The sequence below is a fragment of the Candidatus Nitrosocosmicus sp. R genome (assembly GCF_054408505.1).
Window position 1 is genome coordinate 2,330,800 of record NZ_CP167090.1, and the last position, 14,810, is coordinate 2,345,609.

Sequence of the window (14,810 nt, forward strand, 5' to 3'; positions counted from 1 at the left end):
AGGGTATAAAACAAAACGTTTTAATTGGTTTTGGTAATGATAAAATTTGAAGTGCCCGGGTAGTATAGAAATGCATTAATTGCATTGTAAAGTCCGGTCCAGTATGGGGGACTGTCACTCCCTTGACCCGGGTTCGAATCCCGGCCCGGGCGCTTTATAGGATTCTTGTTTCCTCCTCAGAATTTACCTCATAACTAATAGTAAGGTTCTTGATAATAGGACGTTATGAAAGGTCGATATTAAATTAGTAATTTTGATAGCACCGTATATTTAGAAGTTTTTTGAATTCGTGCTATCAGTTGTTAAATAATATTTAACAACAGTATCGATAACTTACTCAAGAGGAACTTTGTTACAGATATCAAAATTTTTAGGGTTCTTACAAAATAAACCATTCTGCGGAAAGTTAAGTCTAGAGAATACTGAACACAGACAGCCAGGATAATTACAAATATCCACGAATTGACCAAAGCTAGTCTTAGTCAATTCTTAGATTTTGGATTTGGTTTTAGGATGGAATGGATGGATTCTTTTTGTCCGTCTTGGCGTACCATCCATAAAGCGATACAGCCCATCCAACAATAATTAACATGATAGAGACAACTTCTGCATCTACCATCGGATTTCGGAATTCTACTTCATTAGGAGGAGATTGTATATTATATTCCGTATCAGGTATAGCATCTTGAATTACAACAGGAAATGTAATCGATACCCCTATTACCCCAACCACTACCATGATTAAACCAGCTATTAATATTGGTTTATAACTGACCATGCAAAGAACTACATTTTTTCCTATATAAATATAACTCTATTTTAATGGAGATAGTTAGAAAAAGTCTTACAACCAGATGCCGGCTACTTTATATCTAACGATCGAATGACCAATCAACAATAAAATATAGAAAATGCAATATATGTTGGTCAATTGCTCTTTACAGCCTAGAAAAACCATTATAAGGATATTTTGATAATATTAGAAAAGTGAACCTGATTATTTTATATCTAACATATTTAACGCTTTCAGAAGAATCATCCGATTTGAAATTCTACAAATAGAATTAGGATTTTTTTTCAAGATATCCGATATCACGCGTAAGCGCAGTTGTCCAAAAAAAACATCAACAGTGACACAACGTAGTCAAACTATTTCATACTCGGCTTTCTAAAGTCACCAATTACAATAAACTTCTGCATTAATCAAGTGTTCTTATCAATCCAATATCTGCAATATCATTTTTTGAACCCGCTGGATTTTCAGTATATGATCTACTCCATTAAAACGTAAATCAAATACCAAAATCTAAAGTTACTTTCTTATGTCATTTTTCTATTTATTGTCATTAGATCAATCGTGTTTTATTGATAGGAACATCAAAATGGTCAAATAATACTGTACAAAATATTGATAGTTATCAAAGTAACATCTACAGCTAAATTTTCTAGATATTATATTTTTTACTACTTAAATTATAGTAATTCAACGTTTAAATAAACCACATGTATGGACAGTCGATATATTCTCTAGGACACTTTTATTATTGTTTTTTCTAGGAATCACATTTATCAATAATTTCAAAGTTTATTTATTGTTCTTGTACTATGATGTCTATGGACAATAATGAGAAAAAAAATGGGGAAACATTAGATAGCGACAAATTAAAAAAAGAAATGCTTAAACCTATAACCAAATCAAAAACTGAAGTAGACGAAGAATTAAAGGAGCTAGAAGTAGAAAGTTCGGGTGGTGGAAAAGACGGTGGAGGAGGGTAAGAAAATCAAGCCTACTAATGAAATGAAAAGTGGCAGTACGTGATCATGGTCGTTTAGCAGGTATCCTTTTTTCGCCTAACAAATCGATTAGTTTTTTCTCATTTGGAGTTGAATTTGTCAATACTATTTCAGTAAATCCTGCATTTTCAAAACTGGAGAACTTTTTGACACCATAGTCATTTGTGATCTGAAACATTAACTTTTTCAATATATCGTCTTCTATGATTATCCAATCAGGTTTGTTGTACTAACGGGAATCTTACCCAATTTAAACCACATTTTATTATCAATCTACTTAATGGTAACAACAATATTAGTTTTTGATTTGTTTATTGGGTCGTCTGTTCACTAAATCAACTGCTAATTCATTTAGCTTAGATAATTTAAATGGTTTAATTAACAATTTAATGTTTTTAGCAATGAATTTTTTCTCACTATTAAAAGATTGTTTAACTGAATCATACGCAGAAATGATTAGAATGGATGCAAATGGATACTTTCCAAAAATCTCATTTGCCGCTTCAAGCCCGTTCTTACCATCTGGAAGTTTGTAATCCAAAATAACAAGATCGGGTTTAAACTCTTCATAATCACCCAGAACATTTGAAGCGGTCGTGTTTGTAACAGAAATGTGATATCCCTTGTTTATTAGAAAATCTTTATATAAATTTAACAAATCCTGCTCATCTTCAATGATCATTATCTTTATCACTTCTGTAAGATATCAAGTACAACATACATTAATAAATTCTAATGTTTATATTTTATAGATATTTTCTAATCTCAGATTCGGTTTAAACAGTCAAGATTAAAAATATTTATCCATCAACTCATCTTAAATGATTGCATAATTCTGCAGCCATTAGTATCAATATACGTTTACTATTCATTTCTGACTAACATTTCAACTGCAAATCACATTTCAGAAAATTATGAATACATTATACGATCCTGACAAAAACGAGGTATTCTGTCAAAATGTGTATTCAGAATAAAACACACAGGTTTTGGTAAATTCTATATTTCTACTTATTGTTTATATTTATGGGCGTCTTGCTCAGAGACGGTAAAATGTAAATTATGTCCATCAAAATTAGAAACTAATGTTTTAGGTATCATATATTTAGTTTTGTCAACTACGCCTCTTTCTGCAATAATATAGTCTTCACTAATTTCTTGGACCTCCCCTAAATCATAATCATTAATCCCTCTTGCTTCCTTTTTAATTACATCTGACCAGTTTATATCCAAATTGCCCGACACACAATTTCATATAAAACAAGTTTTAAATAGATCATATAATTGGACAAACATTTTATTAATTATTTCGACGGAAGATAAATCTATGCTCAGATAGAAGGCCATATTTTTTTATGACTCCATATCGTATTAACTAGATGTTTTCTATACAGATTTTTATAGATAATGAGGCACGAATAAAGAATTTTTTACTATATATTGACTACCGTCGAGTATTAATACGGACCCTTAATGATTCAGAATGGGAATTTCTGCAATTATAACAATATAATAGCCCCATAATAATCCAAAAAATATTCTATGGGCATAATTCTCGAGGTGTTCTAACTTAATTATTTGGATCGTTGATCAAAAATTACATGAATATCCAATTATTTTGGAGTTATTTTCGAATCATCTAGACAAGACTTGGATTTCTAGCAATAAATATAATAACTTCAGATACAATAATAGATCGGTTGAACACAGAAAAAGAAAGTAATGTTCCTACACCTGCCGCCTCAAAATCTGTGGAATATGTTCTTTTAGATGGGTTTATAAACGAATTATGGGAAGTTGACTATGAAAATGGAATTGCATTAAATGTCACAGAGATAATAAAAGCAGAATTGGCAGGAAACGTAATAAAGTATTCCGGCAAGATCGAAGATTTCCTATCAAATGAAAGAGGTTTCAAGAAACTTCACTTTCATGAATCCGTCAACTTTCCAATGCGAGTACATTTTGAGACTTTAAAGTAGTTAACAATAATCAATATTTATTTGAAATATTGCATCCATAGTTATACTACATATTAGACATTTAGATTAAAGGTCTAAAAGATAATGATTATTTAAACGTGTTTTATCGCAACAAAAATGGGATTTTTGAAAATTATGATGATTCAACAAAGGAAATTATTATTGTCCGAATGGTGCCTGTAATTCAGCTCCTCCATACGTACCTGCTGCATTAGGGTCGACATCATCAACTGGTTCTTCAGTTATAATAAATTGTGTATAGGTATATGGATTTACCATGTTATCTGAGACTTTCAAGCTATTTCCATCAAGTGAACCTAGGCTTAACTTGTAGTTAGATCCGTCTGCGTCAACCAGCCATGCTTCAAAGACTTTATCCTGTTTAGGCGTTGCTGTCATATTTACTGAAATATCTAATGTTTTATTTTGGGTATCGATTGAGAGTGTCCCTATCTTTTCTGTACCAAATCCAGGACCAGGATCTTTAGCTTTATTAATATCCATAGTCATGGGTTCGGCATTGGCTGATTGTAAACTAAGAGTCATTGAAAATATAGTTGCAATCACAATTCCAAATAACGAAATATTTATTTTAGACATTGTAAAGATCTATTATTCAAACTATAAATAGTTGATATAAAGAAAGAACACAAATATATTTATCTAAAGAATCTAAAAAAGATTTCCAATATAGGAATACAATTGATGCTCCACCGAAGTTACCATATAGAATATCAAAAGAAAGATCTAGGAAAAATGAGATGATATATTATATAAAATATCTAAATATCTTTTACTTCTTCCTTTAACTTTTCTTCTTTGTATTCGGTGTCAAGGCCGGTGTTTGGATCTTTTATTTTGTTTCCTATGGCTTTAGCACCAGCTTTTATTTATCTCCTGCTTCATCAAAGCCTTCTTCGACATGATCTGCGGTATCTCTCACATCCTGTTCGACGTCATCTTTTCTGTTAATAGGTTCTTCGGACATTACAACTTCTTGTGTAACAAAGTTTTTATTTATCCATAAAAATTGACTGGCAAGATTTGTTTTTCCTTTTACGAGATCACAGATCTATTTATTCCGATACTCTTATCTTTATTTTTACAGAGTACTCGGTAATATCTATTTCAGCAACTATTCCCAAAGTTTGTTTGAGCAATGATCTAAAAAATCCTGACAGAAACTTTGAACCCTTCCCTTCCAATCTATGTCTAATTACAATTATTTTGTACTCACCGGTAATCAATTCATCGTAAGTTCCAATATATCCATAAGTACATACTATTTTTTCAATATATTCCAAAACACCATTAAATGTGATATCTTTTTTCCAAAATAGTATAGTATCATTTGGAATATCTTTGCCCATTTCAAGGCCAAAGTTATATGCATCATCGTCATTTAAACGACATAATAAAGACTTGAAAACTTCACGATTTACAATAAGCATGTCCAATTTTGATTGAAACCTCGTAAATTCAGCATACTGCTTAAGGACTGAATTAATCATAGCATTTACAGATATACCCATTCGCTCTGCCTCTGCATTTAGAATTTCAGAAAGGGATTTATCAATACGAAAGGATCTGACAGTAGACGATGGGCCATCCATGATATTATTTAGTACTCATACCTTAAAACCGTAACTATTTGTAACCATTTGTAATCGAAATAAGAGAAATGTGACATAGTATACATAGATGTCTTATATCCTGCAAGATAACATCCATCGATGTATAATAGTTTAATAGTTAAAAATATAGAAAAATATTCACCAGTACACGAACACACTATTATCTATGACTACGAGAAAGGTGAGAAGCTTTGTAAGTCATGTGGCATCATTGTTCAAGATAAGATATATGATGCTGAGTTAGACACTGATTTTCAAAAATATAAAAGTGATACTAACACCGTATTGCCTCATTCCATTATTCTTAATGATAAAGGAATGTCAACAGCAATTGCAGATTATGATACCAGTACATCCAAAAGGTTTTCAAATAGGAAAGAACATAATAAGATAGAATTCTTAAATAAAATTGTCAGTTGCTCAAACAAGAGGAGAAATTTGAAAATAGTCATAGATCTTTTGAATCGTATAAAAGATAAATTATCCTTGACATCGTTCTGCATAGAAGAGGCATTATCTTATTACAAGAAGGCATTAGAAAACGGACTAATTAAAGGAAGATCAATAAAGGAAATGATCGTTTCATGTGTATACCTAGTTTGTAAGAAAACCAATATCCCAAGAACATTGCCGGAAATCTCCCAAATGGTACAAGCTGATGAAATTTTTGCCGCCAGATGCTATCGTCTTTTAATGAGAGAGTTGAAAATTACACACGTACAATTCAAACCAGCTATTTTTATAAGAAAGATAGCAGACGAGGCAGAAATTAGTGAGAGAACAGCAAGAGAATCTATAGATATGCTTTTGGCCATACAAAATGAGAATGTATTCTCTGGTAAGAATTCGCTCTCAATCGCTGCAGCCATTCTTTACATAACATGTAGAAAACATAAACAAAAAATATCGCAAGCAAAAATCGCTTCGGCAGCTAATATTAACATAATGACGCTAAGAAAAAGACTTTCAGAAGTCAGAAATGTAGTTGTGAATGCATCATTTCTCAATTAACGCCCTCTTTTTAACTTTAGTCTTTTTTTGAACAATTACAACAAATAGTATTCATAATAGAATTTGGTCTTTTGCTAATTGTTTGTTGTGATTTGTTTTGTCTACTAAAATTTCATTCAAACATACTAATCACGAATATCATTTTTGTTTGACTATTGATAAAATACTAGAACAAAAATGATTCGTTTAAATAATTTTCAAGATATTCATAAGAAGATTGACATTAAAGGAAGACGCAATAAATTTACACCGCTTACTTAGAGGTAAAATAGAGATCTCAAGCAGGATATCTTCAGATAATATTTTTGAAAATTCAAAAGAAGGCCGTGGAACTTTAAGTTCGATCTATACTCCGGGTGTCGCATATGTTTCAAATGAAATCCAAAAGAATAAAGAATTGGCATACGACTACACCTCAAAATGGAATAATATAGCGATAGTGTGTGATGGAACTAGAGTCTTAGGACTCGGCGATATTGGTCCAGAAGGAGCACTACCCGTAATGGAGGGAAAAGCAGTCTTATTTAAGACTCTTGGTAATGTAAATGCATTTCCACTTTGTATTTCTATAAAGGATAAAGAAGAAATTATCAAATTTGTCAAAGCTATTGAACCTTCATTTGGTGCAATAAATATAGAGGATATTGAATCTCCCAAGGTTCTAGAAATAGTAGAAAGACTTCAAAAGGAAATGTCAATCCCAATTTTTCATGATGATAGACATGGTACAGCAGTCATTACTCTTGCAGCTTTAATAAATGCATTACGGATAGTACAAAAGAACTCGAAGAACGTTAAAGTCGTGATTGCAGGTGCAGGGTCTGCAGGGTACGGCATCTTTAAGATTTTATCGAGGGCAGGCTTTAAAGAGATAATAGTAATAGATAAGAAAGGAGCCATTTACGATGGAAGAGATAACAATGATAATAACAAAAAATTAAGAAATCTAGAATCAAACAAACAAAATGATCCAAAGCTCGATAGTAGTATTATCTTGAATTCATTTAAGAGAGAAATAGCTTTAAACTCCAATCCAAACAAGATAGTAGGCAATCTAGAAACAGCAATCAAAGAATCAGACATCTTTATTGGAACATCAGGGATTGGAAATCTCATGAGTTCACAAATGGTAAAATCGATGAAAAGAGATCCAATTGTTTTTGCATTGAGCAATCCTACACCAGAAATTTTACCCGACGAAGCAAAAGGTGCAGGAGCTAGAATTATGGCAACTGGTAGATCGGATTTTCCAAATCAAATTAATAACGCGGTAGTTTTCCCCTCAATATTTAGAGCATTATTAGATCTAAGAATAAGAAATTTGGATGAAAACATATTGATATCTGTATCCAAATCTATAGCAGACCTGGTTGACATTAAGCATTTAAACGAAGAATTCATCATTCCTAAAATAAACGATCCGAGGATACTACCGGTAGTTACAAATTCCTTAAAGGAATATATCTTGAATCAAAATCCAAGATGATTAGAACACAATACAAAAATATGATCGTGATTTATCATGAAATGGCGTACTTAGATCCATCTTAAGATCAAATTTATCAAACCGATATTTTAGTTGCAAGCAGTCATATATCACATATGATTATAAAATTTCATTAAATTGGGAAACATCCAGAAATCCTAATTTGATGATCCCTGAGAATGCATCAGACCTTTTAATATCTATATGAAGAGAAAAAAGAAGAAATGAAATATACAGTTTTGGTCACTAGTGGTAACAAAAACAAAAATGTGGTAATCTTATTAAGAGTTTAGCTTATCATCACTAATCATAGTAGTGAACAAGGATTATGAAAACAGACGACATTAAAAAATCTCAAAACGAAATCACAGATAAGAAAAATAATAATCCTGATGGTTTGAATTTCAACATAGATAAAACAGTTATCCTGATTACCGGTGCGAGTGGGTTTATAGGAAGCAGACTGTTGAATGAATTGATTGAAAACAAAGAACAGAAAGATGTTAAATATTTTATACGAGGTTTATCTAGACATAAAAATCAATTTGATATTGAAAAATTAAGGAATTCTCAAGTTTCAGTTGAAATTATGGAAGGTGATTTAAGTGATTATGATGATTGTGTAAAGGCATTATCAGATGTTGATATAGCTTATTATCTTGTTCATTCAATGGAAGGGTCATCCAGAAATTGGAAAAAATTCTCAGAAAGAGAAAAGATTACCGCAGAAAATTTTATGAACGCGGCAAACCAATGTAATGTAAAAAGGATCATCTATCTGGGTGGATTAACCTACGGTAAAGATGATGACCTATCTCAACACATGCAAAGTAGGAAACAAGTAGGAGACATATTGAAGAAATCGAAATCAAAGGTAACAATTTTCCGTGCAGCAGTAATTTTAGGTAGCGGCGGAGGATCATTTGAAATGTTAAGATATTTGGTGGAAAGATTACCTTTAATGGTATGTCCTAAATGGGTATTGACAAAGTGTCAACCAATATTCATAGGAGATGTTATAAGATACCTTTCTAAATCTATCGAGATAAAAGAAACAGAAGGTAGGACCTTCGATATAGGGGGTCCAGATATACTTTCGTATTTAGACATGATGAAGATTTACGCCAAAATTCTTGACAAATCTATCAAGATACTCATAATTCCTTTTTTGACTCCAAGATTGTCTTCATACTGGGTAGATTTGGTAACGCCCATAAGAGCATCACTAGCAAGGCCTCTGATAGACAGTCTAAAGCACGAATCAACAGTAAGAGACGATTCAATTCTCAGAATTATTCCTACTGAATTAAAGCCATTTAAAGAATCATTAGAATTCTGCATGAAGGAAGAGAAAAAGTATAAGAAAAAGGGTACAAGAAATTTGAAGAAAGAAAGAACATCTCTGTCAATAAACTACAAGATTCTTCTAATTTCTTTATTATTACTACTAGTAATAGGAACTACCTACTATTTTCTAGATGATAGAAAGACTTTCTTGGGACCCTTCTGGCTATCCATCGCAATCGTTTGGTATATTCTAATTCTAACAGCCATATACTTTGTACGCTTTGGAGCCAGGCTTGGTGCTTTGATTGCTGGAATACTCGCTTGGGGAACTTTATTCTTCTGGATCTTGGATAATGCGTATATTGTATTTGGACATCCAATAATAGCACAAAAGCCAGGAGCAGATGAAACATGGAGAGACATGATTGGAATAATAATTGCAATCTTTACCATCTTATCATCCCACAATATCTTTCACAAGATTAGATTACACAGTTAATTTCATTTTCCCGAAACTTAATCCGAACGAGGTTTTAGAATCAATGATATCATGATTTATTCTGAATTGACATCTCAATAATAATCATCCATTAGTATACGAGTTAGCACTAGTTACAATGTTTTAGCACTATGTTAATATCTTTGTATTAACACACAAGAATATGGTTTTCATACGAGTAAAAAAAGTAAAAGGCTTTGATTATTATTATTTGGTAAAGAGCCAATGGGATTCGAAGAGAAAGATATCCATGCAACATACAATAAAATATTTGGGAAAGGCTACTGATGTAACAATTGATAGTATTCCTCCAGAATATAAGAATAATCCAAGAATCTTATCTCTGTTAGCATCAGTTACTCAAAAACATGAAAACAAAGTGGTCGTAATAACAGCTTTGAAAAAAAGGGTTTTTGATGCATTAAAGAATGGTGATACTGAAAAGATAGCAGGTGTTGCAGGAAAATACAAAGAACAGGCAAGCTTAGCTGAATTTTATGACGATATTCTAAGACCCGTTCTATATGACATTGGGTATCTATGGCAAGAAAATAAATTAGATATTGGAATGGAACATGTCTGTAGCAACACGGCAAACAAAACAATTCACATGATCACAGATTCAATCAAGCCTAACGATAAAATGGAGAATATTATCATATGTACTCCTGATGGAGAACTTCACAATATAGCCTGCAACATCATAGAATCCTTACTATTTGAAAAAGGGTTTCGAGTTATTAACGTATCACCATCAATTCCCACTGATTCAATGATTAACTATATTGATGAAACTAAACCATTTATGATACTTATTTCAGTTACCCTTAAAGATAACATAGGGTCGGCAGTAAGGCTCATAAAAAAGAATCAGTACAATATTTAATATTCCTATCTTGGTTGGAGGACTAGCCATAAATCATAGTAGCGATATTGAAAGAAAAAATATAGAAGCTATTAGTCCTCATGTCAGAATAATTGTAAACTCTCCATTAACTGCAATCGTAAAAACCATTAAAGGTATAACCAAGAGTAATAACACAAGAAATATTAAGAAGTTTGAGCAAGAGTTGGTAGTTTAACTAAAAAACACCTCCTTCAGTAAGACACTGATGGGACAATAGATTGAAAAGTAGATCAAATTGATGAAAAATTAACCACTCAACATTTCTTTATTTATAGAGACCAATGATCATAATCATCATGCATATAATTTGTATAAAACGTTTTTAGATACATACACGGATTATTAGTACAGGAATCTGTATTTCAGGAACTTTGTCTTATTACCCGTAAAGGATACTTGCTTGTTCTTAGTTGCAAAATATTAGAAATTGTCGCCAAAATTTTTCATATTGGAATCTACCTGGTCTTGAGTATTTGCAGTCCCTTTCTTTTTATGTTCACTCTTATGAACCCTAGTGTCCATCTCTTTTTCATGTTCTTCACGTACATGATGTAATCTATCCTTTTCGTGAATGAATTCTTTCCCACATTTATGGCATTTTAAGATCAACTTATGATGTACTGTTTTATAATGATTCATCAGATCTTCCTCAGAACTAAACTTTTCCCCATCAACTTCGCAAGAATATTTATTATGAAAGAAATCCACACATCTTCTAGTCATAAGATATTATTAAGTTCTTTTATTGTGTATTTGTGGCAGAATATCTACAATAAGAAAAAATCATTATCAATGGTATTTCAATTTATGAGATTAAATCTCTGTTATAATAGTGGATTTGTCAAATTCATGAAATGAGAATAAAAAGGGTTTGTGGATAAAGTCAAGTATCGTATCAGACTAAGAATTCAAAATATTCTAAAATATTACATGAATAGATAAAGGATCAGCTTATCAGGTTAATTATCCAATCATACATAGGAATATTGGCAACAGCTATGAATGACATTCTAGAGTTTACAGAAAGATTAGTATTTAATTCCTTTCCAGAAGTATCAAAAATTAATCCTCCTGCTTCTTTAGCTATTAGATAACAGGCGGCCATATCTATTGCCCTTATCTTGTCTCGGATATCAATATATGCATCTATAGAACCACGTGCAAAATAGCACAATTCTAATGCATTTGCACCCAGGTGCCTAACGTGACTAATTGACGAAACCAATTTTGAAATGGATAAAAAATGGTCTTCCGATAGTCCAGAAATATTCAATCCAATCACCATTTCTTTTATAGAAAGTGAAGGCTCCTTAGCAGTATGGATTTTTTTTTCATTCAAAAATGAGCCGATGGACAGGGATGCATGGTATAAATCTCCAGATACTAGATTAAATACCACAGCATCAGTAACAGATTTTAAGTTAGTATCAGGAGAATAAGCAAGTGAACAGCAGTAAAATGGCAATCCACAATTAGCGTTGGTTGTACCGTCAACTCCATCCATAACAATTAGTCCACTATCTTTGCCTTCTATAAACCCGCATTCTTCTCCCACCACATCAGGATTAAAAGAATTCTTCTTTAGAATCTCAAAAACAGATTTTTCGGCAAGTAGATCAATTTTAGTGGATACATCACCGCCTGCACCGATTCCAAACTGTTCTTGTCCCTCAACGGTTCCAATCAAATCATGGGTATTCTTATAAACATTAATAGCACATTCTTTTAATATATCTAAGATCGGCACATCGAATCACAATGATCTTATTTTAACAAGCAAATAAAAACTATGAAATCAAGATTCAGGGTGAAGACAACAAACCTAGAAAATTAGATACAAGAATATATACTTGATCAAGACTTGAAATTAAATGTTATTTATTCACATGGCTATGAAATATTCTTAGTATCGATAACTATATTGTACAATATACATCAAATTAGAAGAAAATTGTAAATTTCATCTATCAAATGATTGAGGCTATGAGCAGATTAGCCTCATAGGTCATCAGTTTTGTCTATAGATTATATTAATTAGGACCTTATGACAAATAATAAAAACTCCAATCTCTTAATTACTGTATAAATGCGCAGAGAGGTAAATAAATTACAGAATGATTTGACGACTACCACGATTACAAATGAGGAGCTTTTAGGTGTGGTCATAGGCGTAACTAAACCAGGATACATTACTTTTGAAGGTAAAGAGCCTGTGGGCTTAGGAGAATACATCACAATAATAGAAGATCTTCAAAAAAGGATTCTTGGTGTAGTGGAATCATGTTCTATTAAGAGCGATGCGCTAGATGAGATTTCTAACTTTGAAGAAGCTCTAGAGAGTAAGGTCGTAGCTGAAATAAACAAGAGAGATAAGAGCTTTAAGGTTAATGTAAAAATTCTCGGCATGCTTGACTTGTTAAAAAAATCAAAGGCCATCTTACCGGAAATACCACCACTGCCAGGAACCGAGGTATATAGAGCAAAAAAAGATGATCTAAAGGACATTTTTGATTCCGAGGATGAATCATGGCTAAAGATCGGTACTCTCTTAAGAAATGCAAACGTGAATGTCAGAGTCAACATCAATAGACTTACAACTAGACACCTAGGAATTTTGGCAATGACAGGTATGGGAAAAAGTAATTTAGTTAGTGTCATTGCAAAATCAATAGCAAAAATTCCGGGCACTATGGTGATCTTTGACTATCACGATGAATATCGCTTTCTACAGGGAGAGAACATAAATTTTGTACAAGCTCAGATAAACCCAAGATTATTAACATCCGATAAGTTTGGAGAAGTCATAGAAATAAGAGAAAACGCAGACATTCAAAACACAATATTACTAAAGGCCTATGATAACGATGATCTGAAAAAGAAAATAGGGGACGACTTTTGGGAGGAATTAGAGAAAAATGTAAAAGACATAGGTTTTAGGGAAAAGAGATTTGCAAGTTCTGCAGACAGAGTATTAGACAAGATCAAGGAAGCTAGGAGAAGATTTGATAGCATTTTGATTCCAAATGCATCAGATCCTGTTTCTCAAATCAGAGAAGGTTGTATAAATATAATAAATCTAATAGAATTTACTGAGAAACAAGCTAATGTAGCGATATCGTTTTATCTCGAATCAATCCTGTATCAAAGAAAGCTCTCAAAGAGTCTGAGCTTTAAATCAAATTACGGAAGCACTGACCAAATATTATTTCATAGTCCTGTTATTGTGGTAATTGAAGAAGCCCATGTATTCATGCCTAAGAATGAGCATACCGATACCAAGTATATTGCTTCGAAGGTTGCAAGAGAAGGAAGAAAATTTGGGGTAGGACTAATAATAGTATCTCAACGACCACGAACTTTGGACCCAAATGTATTAAGTCAAATGGGTTCATTGGCAATAATGAAGTTGGTTCAACAAGAAGACCAATCACAAATTGAATCATCTAGTGAATCAATAAACGGTAAGATTATTGAACAATTGCCGTCTCTTAACCCCGGAGAAGCGATGTTAGTAGGACAGTGGGTAAATTTACCTTCATTTATAAGAATTGACGAAATAGTTGAAAGAACAATGGGAAAGGATCCAGAACCAGTAAACGAGTGGAAAAACAACAAAGAGAAAAAAGATATGTCAATCGAGGACAGTCAGATGTATATCAGAGAAGATTACATAGAAGAGGAATACATAGAATAATATGATAGAGTTAAATACATAAATTTGTTAGGCTCTATTCCCTATCTATAATAATGAACATCGCCATGATTACCAAAACTAGGGAAAGGATAGATTTAAAGCTATATGATGATAATCTAAAAAATTTGACTAACGAGATTTTTGAGGATATATATACACTGAATTTTTTCTTACAAACTATCCCAAAAACTTTTGGTCAAGACAAGACGCTTTTGATTTTTAACGATTTGGAAAGAACAAACAGCGTTTTGGACCTACCAGATAAAGATGCAAATCCAGAAAGTTATGGCCACAATGTAAAACTTTTACTGGCCAAGGATGAAAATTCCTATTTTATAGAAGAATAGGCAACTCTTTTACTTGACAAAGGATCATAATGAATGAGAGAAGGCTAAAGTCATTTATTTTCTACGTTTCAGGATTACTATATTTAAAACATTTTCTTGCTATTGAAACCTTGCTTATAGAGTGACATATTGGACATTCAGCCCAGTTTTTTCCTCCAGAGTATCTCCA

Annotated in this window: 17 protein-coding genes and 1 tRNA gene; 10 read left to right on the forward strand and 8 right to left on the reverse strand. The window is 32.3% G+C overall.

The features are described from left to right. The first annotated feature begins 53 nt into the window (after nt 1-53). Nucleotides 54-152, forward strand: a tRNA-Asp gene (locus AAGU22_RS11955). Between the two features lie 356 nt (nt 153-508). On the opposite strand, the gene AAGU22_RS11960 is transcribed toward AAGU22_RS11955, so the two are convergent. Then, nucleotides 509-778, reverse strand: a complete 270-nt coding sequence (locus AAGU22_RS11960; RefSeq protein WP_458719333.1) for a hypothetical protein — start codon at nt 776-778, stop codon at nt 509-511. Nucleotides 779-1,614: 836 nt separating this feature from the next. Between AAGU22_RS11960 and AAGU22_RS11965 the strand changes: the two genes are divergently transcribed. Continuing rightward, complete coding sequence (locus AAGU22_RS11965; RefSeq protein WP_458719334.1) at nt 1,615-1,776, forward strand: hypothetical protein; 162 nt, start codon at nt 1,615-1,617, stop codon at nt 1,774-1,776. Between the two features lie 43 nt (nt 1,777-1,819). Here AAGU22_RS11965 and AAGU22_RS11970 read toward each other — a convergent pair whose 3' ends face one another. The 3 genes from AAGU22_RS11970 to AAGU22_RS11980 all read right to left on the reverse strand — a co-directional run bounded on the left by AAGU22_RS11970 (nt 1,820) and on the right by AAGU22_RS11980 (nt 3,039). Continuing rightward, nucleotides 1,820-1,972, reverse strand: a complete 153-nt coding sequence (locus AAGU22_RS11970) for a hypothetical protein (RefSeq protein WP_458719335.1) — start codon at nt 1,970-1,972, stop codon at nt 1,820-1,822. A 117-nt stretch (nt 1,973-2,089) separates the two neighbouring features. Continuing rightward, nucleotides 2,090-2,476 carry a response regulator gene (locus tag AAGU22_RS11975; protein WP_458719336.1) on the reverse strand — a complete coding sequence of 129 codons (387 nt, stop codon included), beginning with the start codon at nt 2,474-2,476 and terminating at the stop codon, nt 2,090-2,092. Nucleotides 2,477-2,805: 329 nt separating this feature from the next. Beyond that, the gene (locus AAGU22_RS11980) at nt 2,806-3,039 is read right to left on the reverse strand and encodes a hypothetical protein (protein ID WP_458719337.1); all 234 of its coding nucleotides are present in this window, start codon (nt 3,037-3,039) and stop codon (nt 2,806-2,808) included. A gap of 455 nt (nt 3,040-3,494) precedes the next feature. Here AAGU22_RS11980 and AAGU22_RS11985 point away from each other — a divergent pair, with 455 nt between their 5' ends. Next, entirely contained in the window at nt 3,495-3,776 is a 282-nt protein-coding gene (locus AAGU22_RS11985) for a hypothetical protein (protein WP_458719338.1), read from the forward strand. A 159-nt stretch (nt 3,777-3,935) separates the two neighbouring features. On the opposite strand, the gene AAGU22_RS11990 is transcribed toward AAGU22_RS11985, so the two are convergent. Then, complete coding sequence (locus AAGU22_RS11990) at nt 3,936-4,376, reverse strand: hypothetical protein (RefSeq protein WP_458719339.1); 441 nt, start codon at nt 4,374-4,376, stop codon at nt 3,936-3,938. Between the two features lie 476 nt (nt 4,377-4,852). Next, entirely contained in the window at nt 4,853-5,389 is a 537-nt protein-coding gene (locus tag AAGU22_RS11995) for a hypothetical protein (protein WP_458719340.1), read from the reverse strand. Nucleotides 5,390-5,509: 120 nt separating this feature from the next. Here AAGU22_RS11995 and AAGU22_RS12000 point away from each other — a divergent pair, with 120 nt between their 5' ends. From AAGU22_RS12000 to AAGU22_RS12020, 5 genes are all read left to right on the forward strand, one after another. Then, nucleotides 5,510-6,421: a transcription initiation factor IIB gene (locus AAGU22_RS12000; protein ID WP_458719341.1), complete on the forward strand. Its 912-nt coding sequence runs from the start codon at nt 5,510-5,512 to the stop codon at nt 6,419-6,421. Nucleotides 6,422-6,638: 217 nt separating this feature from the next. Beyond that, entirely contained in the window at nt 6,639-7,907 is a 1,269-nt protein-coding gene (locus tag AAGU22_RS12005) for an NAD(P)-dependent malic enzyme (RefSeq protein WP_458719342.1), read from the forward strand. A gap of 328 nt (nt 7,908-8,235) precedes the next feature. Then, a complete protein-coding gene (locus AAGU22_RS12010) occupies nt 8,236-9,693 on the forward strand; it encodes an NAD(P)H-binding protein (protein WP_458719343.1) in 1,458 nt (485 codons plus the stop codon). Nucleotides 9,694-9,856: 163 nt separating this feature from the next. Beyond that, on the forward strand, nt 9,857-10,579 hold the full coding sequence (locus AAGU22_RS12015; protein ID WP_458719344.1) for a cobalamin B12-binding domain-containing protein: 723 nt from the start codon (nt 9,857-9,859) through the stop codon (nt 10,577-10,579). 10 nt (nt 10,580-10,589) lie between these two features. Next, nucleotides 10,590-10,775, forward strand: a complete 186-nt coding sequence (locus AAGU22_RS12020) for a hypothetical protein (RefSeq protein ID WP_458719345.1) — start codon at nt 10,590-10,592, stop codon at nt 10,773-10,775. A 245-nt stretch (nt 10,776-11,020) separates the two neighbouring features. On the opposite strand, the gene AAGU22_RS12025 is transcribed toward AAGU22_RS12020, so the two are convergent. Next, nucleotides 11,021-11,308: a hypothetical protein gene (locus AAGU22_RS12025; protein WP_458719346.1), complete on the reverse strand. Its 288-nt coding sequence runs from the start codon at nt 11,306-11,308 to the stop codon at nt 11,021-11,023. Nucleotides 11,309-11,546: 238 nt separating this feature from the next. Beyond that, nucleotides 11,547-12,347, reverse strand: a complete 801-nt coding sequence (locus AAGU22_RS12030; RefSeq protein WP_458719347.1) for an inositol monophosphatase family protein — start codon at nt 12,345-12,347, stop codon at nt 11,547-11,549. Between the two features lie 372 nt (nt 12,348-12,719). On the opposite strand from AAGU22_RS12030, the gene AAGU22_RS12035 reads away from it, so the two are divergent. Both AAGU22_RS12035 and AAGU22_RS12040 read left to right on the forward strand, forming a co-directional pair. Continuing rightward, nucleotides 12,720-14,294, forward strand: a complete 1,575-nt coding sequence (locus tag AAGU22_RS12035; RefSeq protein WP_458719348.1) for an ATP-binding protein — start codon at nt 12,720-12,722, stop codon at nt 14,292-14,294. A 53-nt stretch (nt 14,295-14,347) separates the two neighbouring features. Continuing rightward, nucleotides 14,348-14,641 (forward strand): hypothetical protein, encoded by a 294-nt coding sequence (locus AAGU22_RS12040; protein ID WP_458719349.1) that lies wholly within the window; start codon nt 14,348-14,350, stop codon nt 14,639-14,641. Nucleotides 14,642-14,810 lie beyond the last annotated feature (169 nt).

Bases quoted from the DNA above. Each gene is read 5' to 3' on its own strand.
- AAGU22_RS11975 (WP_458719336.1), bottom strand. From the start codon at position 2,476: ATGATCATTGAAGATGAGCAGGATTTGTTAAATTTATATAAAGATTTT.
- AAGU22_RS11970 (WP_458719335.1), bottom strand. From the start codon at position 1,972: ATGTTTCAGATCACAAATGACTATGGTGTCAAAAAGTTCTCCAGTTTT.
- AAGU22_RS11960 (WP_458719333.1), bottom strand. From the start codon at position 778: ATGGTCAGTTATAAACCAATATTAATAGCTGGTTTAATCATGGTAGTG.
- AAGU22_RS12010 (WP_458719343.1), top strand. From the start codon at position 8,236: ATGAAAACAGACGACATTAAAAAATCTCAAAACGAAATCACAGATAAG.
- AAGU22_RS11995 (WP_458719340.1), bottom strand. From the start codon at position 5,389: ATGGATGGCCCATCGTCTACTGTCAGATCCTTTCGTATTGATAAATCC.
- AAGU22_RS11965 (WP_458719334.1), top strand. From the start codon at position 1,615: ATGGACAATAATGAGAAAAAAAATGGGGAAACATTAGATAGCGACAAA.
- AAGU22_RS11990 (WP_458719339.1), bottom strand. From the start codon at position 4,376: ATGTCTAAAATAAATATTTCGTTATTTGGAATTGTGATTGCAACTATA.
- AAGU22_RS12015 (WP_458719344.1), top strand. From the start codon at position 9,857: ATGGTTTTCATACGAGTAAAAAAAGTAAAAGGCTTTGATTATTATTAT.
- AAGU22_RS12000 (WP_458719341.1), top strand. From the start codon at position 5,510: ATGTATAATAGTTTAATAGTTAAAAATATAGAAAAATATTCACCAGTA.
- AAGU22_RS12040 (WP_458719349.1), top strand. From the start codon at position 14,348: ATGAACATCGCCATGATTACCAAAACTAGGGAAAGGATAGATTTAAAG.